Source organism: Bacteroides sp. (assembly GCF_052357945.1).
Classification (GTDB): Bacteria; Bacteroidota; Bacteroidia; order Bacteroidales; family Bacteroidaceae; genus Bacteroides.
The window spans coordinates 15,909-28,485 of record NZ_DAWCXD010000062.1; the positions used below are offsets into that span (position 1 = coordinate 15,909).

Genomic DNA, 12,577 nt, shown 5'->3' on the forward strand with positions numbered 1-12,577 from the left:
CACCACTAATAGCACAACTATATGAAGAATTATTTTCGGCAGATACTGACCTCGTTCACTAAGAATCATTATTCGGAAACGATCCGGCAGAATTTCTACGGATGGCTGACGGATAAGGAACATGCCGTAGAAAAAGACAAAGCTCTAAAAGAAATCTGGACGACAGCCCGCGCTATGGGCGAAGTGCCCCATGTGGAGAAGGAACTCGAACGGTGGAAACGGAACAACGGTCTTCACACGGCTTCTTCAGTCCCTGTAACCCCTAATCGCAAAATTCGTATATTGCGTCTTTGGCAATCCGTTGCGGCTGTGTTACTGGTGGTAGCCGTATCTCTTGGTTATCTGGTGATGCAGGCGGAGAGAACGCAGAATGACCTTATACAGGAATTCATTCCAGTGGCGGGGATGCGGCATCTTTCTCTTCCGGATGGCAGCCAGGTTCAGTTGAATTCAAAAAGTACTTTGTTATATCCGAAACAGTTTACCGGAAAAGAACGGTGCGTTTACTTGGTTGGTGAAGCCAATTTTAAAGTAAAGCCTGACAAGAAGCATCCTTTCATTGTGAAGTCGGATGATTTTCAGGTAACTGCTTTGGGAACGGAATTCAATGTTAGTGCCTATCCGGAGAATCAGGAAATCAGTACAGCATTGCTGTCGGGCAGTGTATTGGTAGAGTGGGGAAATCTGACCCAGCGGACCGTATTGCAGCCTGACGAACAGTTGACGTATGACAAAGAGAACCGTCAGTTTCGGGTAGTGCATCCCGATATGGCAGATGTCACCGCTTGGCAGCGGGGCGAACTGGTTTTCAACGAAATGACCGTAGAAGATATTATACGTGTATTGGAACGGAAATACAATTATACGTTTGTCTACAGCTTGAACCAGCTGAAAAAAGATCGTTTGAGTTTCCGGTTCAAGGATAAGGTACCTTTAGCAGAAGTCATGGATATCATTGTTGATGTGGCGGGCAATCTGAAATTCAAGATAGAAGGGGATAAGTGCTATATTACACGGAAAGGGAATAAGAAGTAAAAACCGGAATGAAGATCGACTAAAGGTCGAATGAAACCGGAATTGAAAATAGCCAAAGTGAATCATTCAATAAATCAATAACTTAAAAAACACAATTACCGCCCATGAGAAAAAAGTATCCGGAACAGAGCGCCACTCCATCCCGGATATGAAATAATCAACTTTTCTGCATCAGAGTGTTATGCTCTGTTGATCTGATCTACGTGAATAACAACCTAGTTAACAAACTAATACTTAAAAGTTAATGCTACAAAATTACACATTTATAGCGGATAAGCGAGGCGTAAGAAGAAGTTTTCTACTCTTTTTCAGCTTATTTTTGCTACAAGTAACAGCTTTTGCTCAAAATGACGTGCGGATTACCATCCGTGAGAACAATATCACCGTCATTGAAGCATTGAAAAGAGTGGAAAAGCAGTCGGGATTATCCATCGGATACAACAACTCGCTGCTGCGTGACAAACCTGCCCTCAATCTCAACCTGGATAAAGCCGGATTGGATTATTCTCTCTCTACCATCCTGAAAGGTACAGGCTGCACCTACGAATTGAAAGGTAAATACATTAAGATTATCCCTCAACCGGTAAAAGAAAAACCATCTTCCGATAAACAAATCAGAGGAAAAGTGACAGACGAAACGGGCGAGCCGCTTATCGGTGTCAATATCCAGGTGCAAGGTTCTGCCAGTGGAGTGATTACGGATATAGAAGGACAGTATTCTATCGAAGCTCCGGTGGGTAGCACGCTCAATTTTACCTATATAGGCTATACTCCTCAAAACGTGAAAGTCACAGACAGGAGCGTGTATAATGTGACGCTTGCCACTGCCGTGGAGCAACTCAACGAAGTAGTCGTGACTGCTCTTGGTATCAAGCGTGAACAGAAAGCGTTGAGCTATAATGTGCAACAGGTGAAAGCGGACGAAATCTCCGGCATTAAAGATGCTAATTTCATCAACAGCCTGAATGGTAAGGTGGCAGGTGTTACTATCAACAGCAGTTCTTCCGGTGTAGGTGGAGCCAGCAAGGTAGTGATGCGTGGTGCGAAATCTATTGAACAAAGCAGTAATGCGCTTTACGTTATCGACGGTATACCGATGTATAACTTCGGTGGCGGTGGTGGAATGGAATTCGACTCACGGGGTGCTACGGAGAGCATTGCCGACATTAATCCGGACGACATTGAAAGTATCTCCGTATTGACGGGTGCCGCAGCAGCTGCACTCTACGGTAGTAATGCTGCCAATGGTGCGATTGTTATTACTACCAAGCGCGGACAAGTAGGCAAGTTGCAAGTGACGGTGAACAGCAATACCGAGTTTGCCCGTCCTTTCGTGCTTCCTGAATTCCAAAACCGCTACGGGACGGGAAGCCGTGGGAAAGACGGAGGTTCTACCATCCTAAGCTGGGGAGCGAAGTTGAATGATGCTTCACGCACCAATTATGAACCGAAAGATTTCTTTGATACAGGACTGATCTTCACCAATTCCGTCACCCTTTCTACCGGTACGGAGAAGAACCAGACCTTCTTTTCGGTGGCGTCGGTCAACTCCGAGGGCATTGTTCCCAACAATCGTTATAACCGTTTTAATTTTACTTTCCGCAATACGACGAATTTCCTGAACGATCGAATGAAACTTGACATAGGAGCCAGCTACATCATTCAGAACGACCGCAACATGACGAATCAGGGGATTTATTCCAATCCCATTGTGCCCGTTTATCTGTTCCCGCGTGGCGATGACTTTGAACTTGTCAAAGTGTTCGAACGTTGGGATCCGGCACGCAAAATCAATACGATGTTCTGGCCGCAGGGCGAAGGTGACTATCGTATGCAGAATCCTTACTGGATTGCTTACCGTAATCTGCGTCTGAATCAGAAGAAGCGTTATATGCTGTCTGCTCAATTGAGTTATGACATTACCGACTGGTTGAATATATCGGGACGTGTACGTGTGGATAACACACACACCAAGTATGAACAGAAGCTCTATGCCAGCTCCAACCTTACGATTACGGAAGAGAGTACGCAGGGACACTATACCATCTCCAAGCCCGACGAAACACAAACGTATGCCGACGTGCTTGCCAACATCAACAAGCGTTTTAATGACTTCTCACTGGTAGCAAACGTGGGTGCCAGCATTGTGAACAACCGGTACGAAGATTTGAGCTATCGTGGCCCGATTCGTGAAAAGGGAATACCGAACGTGTTTAATGTGTTCGACCTCGACAACACAAAGAAGAAAGCCCGTCAGGACGAATGGCAGGAACAGACGCAATCTGTCTTCGCCAGTGTGGAAGTGGGATGGAAGAGTATGCTCTATCTTACACTGACCGGGCGAAACGACTGGGCTTCGCAACTTGCCAATTCTTCTACACCTTGTTTCTTCTACCCGTCCGTAGGACTTTCGGGGGTTATCTCCGAAATGCTGACTTTGCCGGAATTTATCGACTATATGAAGGTTCGTGGCTCTTTCAGTTCCGTTGGTATGCCTTATCCCCGTAATCTGACATCGCCCACTTACGAATACGATGAGGCTAACCAGCAATGGAAGCCCAAGACACACTATCCTATCAAGGACTTGAAGCCCGAGCGTACCAACTCGTGGGAATTGGGACTGGATATGCGTCTTTTCAAGGATTTCAGCCTCGGCTTTTCATGGTACTTGGCAAATACTTTCAACCAAACCTTCGACCCGAAAGTTTCCGTATCTTCTGGTTATAGCAAGATTTATTTGCAGACAGGATATGTGCGCAACTCCGGTGTGGAACTTTCATTGGGCTACGGACATACCTGGAACAACCATTTGCACTGGGAAAGTAATTTCACTCTCTCTCACAACAAGAATACGATAAAAGACTTGGTGACCAGCTATATTCATCCCGAAACGGGATTGCCTATCACACAGAATCGTTTGGATGTAGGCGGACTGGGTAAAGCACGATTCATCCTGAAGAAAGGGGGTACGTTGGGTGATCTTTACACACAGAGTGACTTGAAACGGGACAATAATGGCATGGTAGAGATCGATCCTTCCGGTGCGCTGACTACGGAAGACAACCTGCCGGACATTAAGCTGGGTAGTGTGTTCCCGAAAGCTAATCTGGCATGGAATAACCGCTTCGAATGGCGTGGTATCAGTCTAAGCGCACTCTTTACAGCACGTATCGGAGGGATTGCTTATTCTGCCACACAGGCGGCAATGGATCAGTATGGAGTGTCCGAACGTTCGGCACAAGCCCGTGACAACGGTGGTGTGTTGCTCAACGGTCGTACTCTCGTGGATGCTCAAACGTATTACAGCCTCATTGGAAACAGTAGCGGATTGCCGCAGTATTACACTTACAGCGCTACGAACGTGCGTCTGCAAGAAGCTAGTGTGGGTTATACCATTCCCCGCAAATGGTTGGGAGGTGTGTGTGACATCAATGTCTCTGTGGTAGGTCGTAACCTTTGGATGATTTACTGTCGTGCACCTTTCGACCCTGAAGCGGTGGCGAATACTGGTAATTATTATCAAGGCATTGATAACTTCATGTTGCCGAGTACCCGTAATATCGGCGTGAATGTGAAAATAAACTTTTAACCCGTTAAATCAGATCGTATGAAACAAGTGAAATCTTTCTTAAAGATATTCTCCCTGGGACTTCTGCTGGTGGGCGGAGCAGCCTGTACGGGCAACTTCGATGAAATCAACCGCAAGGAGTACGAAGTGACCAAGGATGAGCAGGGACGCGAAAACTACAATATAGGCTCTACCCTGCGAGGTTTGCAAGGGTTGGTGGTACCTACCAAAGAGCATCTTTATCAGTTTATTGAGGCTTTAGCGGCAGGTCCGTTTGCCGGGTATTATGGGACTACGCTCGTGCGTACCGATAAATTTGAAACTTATAACCCGTCTGTTGACTGGCAGGATAAGACGTATGGTGATATTTTTACCGAATCTTATCCGCTTTACCGCGATTTGCAGGATCAGAGTGATGATCCTGTGGCACTGGCTCTTGCCAAATTGCTGCGGGTAGCTATTATGCACCGTATGACGGATATGTATGGTCCCATTCCTTATAGCAAGGTGATAGACGAGCAGGGTAGTGTTTCGCTTAATGTGCCCTATGATTCGCAGGAAGCTGTTTACAAACAAATGCTGAAGGAACTTGATGAAGTGAGTTCCGTGTTGAAGGAAAATCTTACGATAGGTTCTGAAGCATTCCGTAAGTTTGACGATGTTTATTACGGTGACGTCAGCAAGTGGTATAAATTTGCCAATTCCCTGAAGTTGCGTATGGCTATCCGCATGGTGTATGTTGATCCTACTACGGCACAACAAGTGGCACAGGATGCCGTAGCAGCAGGGGTTATCACGGACAATGCCGATAATGCCGAAATGAAGGTGGAGGAAAACCGCGCCGCTATGGTTTTCAATGGCTGGTCCGACCATCGGATGGGTGCCGACTTGCTTTGTTACATGAACGGGTATCAGGACCCTCGACGGGAGAAGATGTTCACTCAAGTGGAAATCACGGAAACAGTTGGTGGTAAGCCGACGAAAGTGTCCGGCTTTGCCGGTATTCGTATCGGTATTGATGTGGTGAACAAGGAAAGCGTGATAGACCGTTATAGCAAACCGATTATATCTACTGCCAGTCCTTATCCGTGGATGAATGCGGCAGAAGTCACTTTCCTGCGCGCCGAAGGCGCATTGCGCGGCTGGGCGATGGGGGGTGATCCCAAGAGCCTGTATGAAGAAGCAATTGCTCTTTCTTTTGAACAGTACGGACTTCCTGCTACGGATGCCCTTTCTTATGCTGCCAATGCTTCCAACACACCGCAGGCTTACACTGACCCTGTGGATGGAACCTATTCAGCCGGAGCCGTCAGCAGCATTACTGTTGCCTGGCAAGAGGGTGATGAATATACCGAGAAGAATCTGGAGCGTATCATTACCCAGAAATGGATTGCTATGTTTCCTTCTACGGTAGAGGCATGGAGCGAATATCGTCGCACGGATTATCCTCATTTATTGCCTGTGGTAGTGAACAACAGTGGTGGTACTATTGACGATACGAAAGCTAAAATACGTCGCCTGTGGTATCCGCCCAGCGAATATTCCGGTAACCGGCAGTATATTCTGGAGGCCGTCGGTATGTTGGGTGGCCCTGATAATGGCGCTACTTCTCTTTGGTGGGACAAGAAACCGAGACCGTAGGGACATGAAACTGGAAATGTGAGAACTAGAAAACAAGAAGATATAGAAACTAAAACAAGAAGATATGAATATGAGAATTTCCATTGCTAACATCTTCACTCATCTGTTCCTGCTGCTGGCATTGCTTGCTACCGCTTCGTGCGGCGACTGGACGGATCAGAAAACTGTTGATATTGATCCGCAGCATGCCAAAGAACAGAATCCTGAACTTTGGGCTCGTTACATGGAGGCACTGCGTACGTATAGGCAAAGCAAACACTTTGTCACTTACGGTAGTTTTGATAATAGTGCCGAAAAGTCGAAGAATGAAGGTGATTACCTCCGTTCATTGCCCGACTCATTGGACATCGTAACTCCGACGCATCCCGAAAGCCTGACCTCTTATGACTGTGAGGATATTCTCCTGTTACAGGAAAAGAGTATCAAGGTACTCTATTTAGTGGATTATACCGCTCAAATGCCCGCCTTGACCGATGCTGCCAAACTGGGTGCCTGGTTGGATAAGGCCGTTGCTGCCGCTTCCCAGCTGGGTATGAATGGGTTTGCCATTAAAGGTACTCCTCTTTATGGAGGAACGGAGGCTGAACAGGCTGCCCGTCGTGAAGCGGCCAAATTAATCGTTTCCAAGCTTTCTACCGCTGTAGGCGATGGCAAACTGTTGGTATTTGAAGGTGATCCTGCCTTTATGGATGCCGCAGATCTGAATAAGCTGGATTATGTAGTCTTGAACACTGCTACGATTACCTCTGCCGTAGATTTGAAACTCTATGTGGCAGGCGTGATAGAAAACTTCTCAATCCCTAAAGAGAAACTATTGCTCTCCGCCAAGATCAATGAAAAGTTAGTGGATGAAGAAGGTGAAAAACTGGATGCTGTTACCGAAATGACAAACCGTGTTGTCTCTTTGGGTCCTGTAGGCGGACTTGCTATCTATGCTTTGGGTGATGATTATTATCATACGAAGATGAATTATGAGACTAGCCGGTTGGCTATCCAAATAATGAACCCGTCCAAATAAAGGGGGTGCAACTAAGAGAATATTTATTGTGAAACCTGTAAAACACTATAATGATATGAAAAATAATCCATTTAAATACTTCGTCTTTCTGATGCTGTCACTGCTGATGGTAGCAACGACGGGGTGTACTGAAGATGATATTTCCATGCCTGCCGGGCAATTGCCGGACGAAACGCCGATGAATAGCGTCGGAGGGCAGTTATGCAGTGGAAAAACTTTTTCGAGGATGATAACTATAGACTTGTATGAGGATGAAGAAGAAGGTGTAGAAGAAATAAGTTATGCGTTAACTAAGTCTGCCACAAATGCTGTTACTCTCAAAGTGGTTGCTGACGAAGCATTGGTAGACGCTTATAATGAGGAGTACAAAACTGAATTGGAAGTATTACCAATAGATAATATCAATTTAGAAAATGATGGTACACTTACCATAGCTGCCGGAAAACAAATATCCGCTCCTATTAAAGTTCTAATCTCAACTGAAGGATTAGAAGTTGGAAAACCTTATTTGTTGGCACTTACTGTTGCAAACATGGAAATGCAAACTGACAAACAAAAATTGTACTATAGAGTGTATATTCAAGAGAAAGTAACAACAATTGAACCTAATGCAGGAATGCCGCAGGAGATACCGGAACTATTGCCTAATCTGACTTCTGTATTTTATGTGAATACAGAAACATATCAACCGTTGATTGCCGGTGCATGGGGGGCTATGATTGGTAGGGAACTATATAGTTTGGGTAATATTGTTAATCTGAAGACAGCTACGATTGATTATGATGCTTCTAGCCAGCGTGCCATGTTTAAGTTAGGTGTTGATTTGAGTTATGTGTTGGAACATAGTGATAAGTATCTTCGCCCAATTCAAGCACATAATCGTAAAATATGTCTCTGTATTGAGAATGGAGGTAAAGGTGTGGGATTTTGCAATATGACTGATATGCAGATTATTGATTTTGTTCGTCAAATAAAGGCTGTGATAACACATTATAATTTAGATGGGGTGAACTTATGGGATGATGATAGTAAATATGGTAAAGCAGGAATGCCAGAAATGAATACGACCTCATATCCTAAATTAATTAAGGCATTGCGTGAAGTTCTTTCTGGTAAACTGTTGACATTGGTAGATAAAGGAAATGCGACGGAATATTTTTATGATGTAGCCAAATGTGGAGGCATTGAAGTCGGCAACTACCTTGATTATGCATGGCATGGTTACTTTTCCTCGTCGGAAGAATTACAAATTATTAATCCTAAATTGGAAGGAGGCGTACAAATTTATAGCAAATATACGCGCAGACCTATTGCTGGGCTAAACGAAACTTGTTATGGTAATGTAATTGTACCTTGTTATTCTGACAATAACCGTGAGATTAGAGATTTTGCTGCAAAGACTATAGCTCAATGGAAGTCTGCAGGAAATAAAAAGAGTGATATTTTAGTCTATGGGGATAATCTTATTGGTCAAGAATATGGTGGTTATGAAAATGCGGTTAAGACTATGATAGGTAGTTATAGTATTCTCCAATTTATGGATGATGGTGATGGTTGGGATTTTGTTAAGAATAAATTCATATACGGAGCTGTATATTATAAATCTGCTCCTCTGAATTATACTTTAAATGCAGGACCTGATATGAGTCTCTATAGAAAAGACTGGTAATTTTTCCTTTGAATATTATCAATAAATACTTTTCCATAAATAAAGGAAAAACTCGCTCTTTGACATATTGAAATTACCGTTGATAGTTGTCATTTGCAGTGGATTCTTTTCGTAAAAATGTAACTGCAATCTAAACTTATTGATTACTTCTGACCCCGATATATAATATGAATAGTTCGAGGCTATTTATAGCAGACATACAAGATGGATCAATTGCAGATAATTTAAAATAGAATATATGAGTTTAGAGGTCAGAAAAGTGATGCTTGACCGTGATTTGGCAGAGATGTATGGAGTGCAGACAAAAGTGCTTAATCAGGCTGTCAAACGAAATATAGAACGTTTTCCTTCTGACTTTATGTTTCAGCTTTCGAGTGAAGAAACCCAAGATTGGAGGGCACAATTTGTGACCTCCAATGCTATAAAAATGGAGTAAGACGTAATCCGTATGTATTCACAGAGTTGGGTGTAGCCATGCTTAGTAATGTATTGTATAGTAAAAGCTTTAATAGTATATCAGACGGTAATTTCGATATGTAAATTTGCCGTCTTTTTTGTGTTCGGACGGCTATATAAATAGGGCACATAAGTGATTTATGTTTTTGATTAAACTTAATATACGAACTGGTATGAAAACAAAAAAAATACTTCGAGGTATGCTTACTGTCATTTCACCGGCTATCATAACTACGGCCCTGTTGTTATGTGCCACCGGCTGTGATAATAAAGACTATAGCAATGCCTCTCCTTTCGATAATGTCGTCTATTTGGATGCAGCCAAGCTAAAGGACGTGTCCAACTTTACTTTTAACCGTACCATAGAGACGGGACAAAAGGAAATTTCCGCTTTGTTGGCACGTCCTGCAGGCGAGGATATCAATGTCGGTATTAAAGTAGACGCCTCGCTGGTGAATACTTATAACGCCCGCCTTGGCGCTAACTATACCATGCTTGATGCCAAGCATTATAAGTTGTTAGCAGGTCAGACTGTTATCCCGCAAGGTGAGATCAGTTCCAAACCTGTCACTATCGACTTCTCCGGTCTTACTGACCTTGAAATTGATGCAGGCTATTTGCTCCCCATCACTATCGACCAGGTGTCGGGTGGTATGGGTACACTAGGCGGTTCAAAGACTATTTGTTATGTGGTACGTCGTTCCAGTGCCATCACTACGGCTGTCAACTTGAAAAACAATTTCTTTGAGGTACCGGGCTTCGATAAGGATAGTCCTACGGCTGGTGTGGTGAATAACATGAAGCAACTTACCTACGAGGCTATTATACGTGTGAATAACTTCAAAAATGGTGTAGATGCAAGAGAAATATCTACGATTATGGGTATCGAGCAATATTGCCTGTTCCGCTTGGGTGATGCAGGTTTTCCGGCGCAACAGTTGCAATTCTCGTGCAATGAGATTAAATTTCCGAACGCTGATAACAGCAAGCTTTTGCAAGAAGGCGAATGGTATCATGTAGCGGTGACGTTTGATACAGAAAAGAAAGTGGCGGTTATCTACGTAGACGGTCGTGAACAGAGCCGTATTGAGGATTATGGTAAAGGAGAACCTATTAATCTGGGTATGCAGAATCGTGGTAAGGATTTCATGTTCAAAATCGGCCATTCCTATGGCGAACCTACCGATTTCTCCCGCCAACTCGATGGTGAAATCTGTGAAGTACGTGTTTGGAACGTGATGCGAACCCAGCAGGAGATTTTCGATAATATGTATAACGTAGATCCTGCTACTACCGGACTTTGTGCTTACTGGAAATTTAACGAAGGGCATGGCGACATTGCCGAGGATTACACCGGACATGGAAATGATGCTCATGTACATACATCGCCTGCTGTATGGCCGCAAGGCATTGAGGTGACGCAGAAGAACAAAGAATAGTTTTGGAATAAGAAAACAGGATGATAAAATGCCCCGCCAAGCAGAAATGTGAATTGCATTTCTATGACTTGGCGGGGCATTTAGTTGCTTTTATTTCTTATAATCCTGCAATAGTCCAATATCCCGTTCGGTTTGTGCCTTTGCGAGATAAGATCCCCCGATGCTTTAAATCCGCAATGATGCGCTCACACTGACGTTTACTCAATTTCAATGTATCTGCAATCTCTTTTACTGTGATTTTTGAGTTTTGTCGGATTAATTCGATTAACAAGATTTCGTTATCATTTGTCCCAACGCCGACATCAATGCCGACATTACCGACATCAATGCCGACATTACCGACATCAATGCCTAAATGAGTACCGGTATTTGAGTTGAGATTCATATTGACAAACTGCACCTGAAATGATAACCCTATCTCTTTCCAACGAAGTTTGATATTGGGATATTCTTTTAGTTCATCCGCAATCAGCTTCAAGCCGTTGCCCCATTGATCGATAATACCAAGACGTTTGAAGATAGGAGCTATGACTTTATTTCGTGCATCGCTCTGACGGCTCTCCATCGCAGCATAGTCAATGGATGGCGGCAGAAGCCCTGGACTTGTTATCTCTACCATATCATCATAAATCGCCACCTTAACATCTTTTCCTGTGAGAGAATAATCACGGTGTACTACTGCGTTACGGATAGCTTCACGAATTGCCTTAACTGGATATTCCCACCGAGAGACGGTATAAACTCCCTCAACGGTTGCCCCTTTGTTGATATGGCGAAGCACGAAGTTGTACGCCTCTTCAGCTTGTGTGGCAATATTGGTAGTAATACTCTTCTGGTCTATAAAATCTTCGGTTGTAACGCCTTTGAACCGGGCGCACTCTACTTTTGCATAGTGAAAGAGCGAGTTTCGTAAAGGATCGTCTGAAAATAAAATCAACGCATTTGTCGGGTACTCTGCTCCTTGCATGTCTTTAACCAGATCCAATTTTCTTAATGCTTGGTCAGATAGTTCTTCGCCTGTTTTTTCCTTGAACATAGTCTTAAAATTATCTATATTCAAATCATTTACGGGTTTATCTGGAATAACTTCGCTATCAAAAGAAATATTTCGCTTCCGACGTTCCAGTTCTGAAATGATAGATTCATCAGCAAGCCGATTAGTTGAACCTACGCGAATAAATGTTCCTTGTAACTTACCTTTATCTTTGAGATAATAAGGTGGCGTACTACCTCTGAAAACAGTCACCTGAATCAAATGTTTGTTGTCCTCACTGATAAATTTAATCTCGGGCAATATAGCGGGATAGCAACGATCAAAAATGATATTGCTTATTTTTTCCTCGATAGCCATCAATTTATCTTCATCCAATCCAACCACTTTACGAGGCTCGTCCGCCACACCAATATATAGGTCACCACCTGCATCATTGGCAAAAGCAATCATAGTTTTAGCCAGATCAGAATGTTCCGGCAACTCTGCCTTAAACTCCAATCTACGTCCTTCGGGTTGGTTTAGTATCTCTTGTAGGTTCATATTCTTAATTTTGCTCATATCCTTGTATTCAATCCCAAATATAGGAATTTATTTTGGAGAATAATGGGCAGGGATAGAGAATAGATAGTAAAAGCCTTAATAAATGAGCTCTGATGTATTAAAGATAAACTTCCTTTATCCTGTTAGTGAACTTCTTTTGCCTTAATAAACGTGAGTTCGACATAAAATCAAAAGATAGTAAGTTGCCCGTCATTGA

The 12,577-nt window shown here is 43.4% G+C and carries 7 protein-coding genes and 1 pseudogene; 7 read left to right on the top strand and 1 reads right to left on the bottom strand.

Annotation, left to right across the window (positions count from 1 at the left end; genetic code table 11):
• The first annotated feature begins 21 nt into the window (after window positions 1-21).
• The 7 genes and pseudogenes from ACT8YW_RS12630 (at window position 22) to ACT8YW_RS12660 (ending at window position 10,826) form a co-directional block, all read left to right on the top strand.
• The gene (locus ACT8YW_RS12630; protein ID WP_444105323.1) at window positions 22-1,035 is read left to right on the top strand and encodes a FecR family protein; all 1,014 of its coding nucleotides are present in this window, start codon (window positions 22-24) and stop codon (window positions 1,033-1,035) included.
• A 244-nt stretch (window positions 1,036-1,279) separates the two neighbouring features.
• Complete coding sequence (locus ACT8YW_RS12635; RefSeq protein WP_444105325.1) at window positions 1,280-4,624, top strand: TonB-dependent receptor; 3,345 nt, start codon at window positions 1,280-1,282, stop codon at window positions 4,622-4,624.
• An 18-nt stretch (window positions 4,625-4,642) separates the two neighbouring features.
• On the top strand, window positions 4,643-6,244 hold the full coding sequence (locus ACT8YW_RS12640; protein ID WP_444105327.1) for a RagB/SusD family nutrient uptake outer membrane protein: 1,602 nt from the start codon (window positions 4,643-4,645) through the stop codon (window positions 6,242-6,244).
• A 64-nt stretch (window positions 6,245-6,308) separates the two neighbouring features.
• Window positions 6,309-7,262 carry a glycoside hydrolase family 18 gene (locus tag ACT8YW_RS12645; protein ID WP_444105329.1) on the top strand — a complete coding sequence of 318 codons (954 nt, stop codon included), beginning with the start codon at window positions 6,309-6,311 and terminating at the stop codon, window positions 7,260-7,262.
• Between the two features lie 55 nt (window positions 7,263-7,317).
• Entirely contained in the window at window positions 7,318-8,931 is a 1,614-nt protein-coding gene (locus tag ACT8YW_RS12650) for a BT_3987 domain-containing protein (protein ID WP_444105331.1), read from the top strand.
• A gap of 234 nt (window positions 8,932-9,165) precedes the next feature.
• A pseudogene (locus ACT8YW_RS12655) lies at window positions 9,166-9,435 on the top strand (ORF6N domain-containing protein); the annotation flags it as partial.
• 125 nt (window positions 9,436-9,560) lie between these two features.
• Window positions 9,561-10,826, top strand: coding sequence for a DUF1735 and LamG domain-containing protein (locus tag ACT8YW_RS12660; RefSeq protein ID WP_444105333.1), 1,266 nt, complete (start codon window positions 9,561-9,563; stop codon window positions 10,824-10,826).
• A 97-nt stretch (window positions 10,827-10,923) separates the two neighbouring features.
• Here ACT8YW_RS12660 and ACT8YW_RS12665 read toward each other — a convergent pair whose 3' ends face one another.
• Window positions 10,924-12,360, bottom strand: coding sequence for an RNA-binding domain-containing protein (locus tag ACT8YW_RS12665; RefSeq protein WP_444105335.1), 1,437 nt, complete (start codon window positions 12,358-12,360; stop codon window positions 10,924-10,926).
• Between the last annotated feature and the right edge of the window lie 217 nt (window positions 12,361-12,577).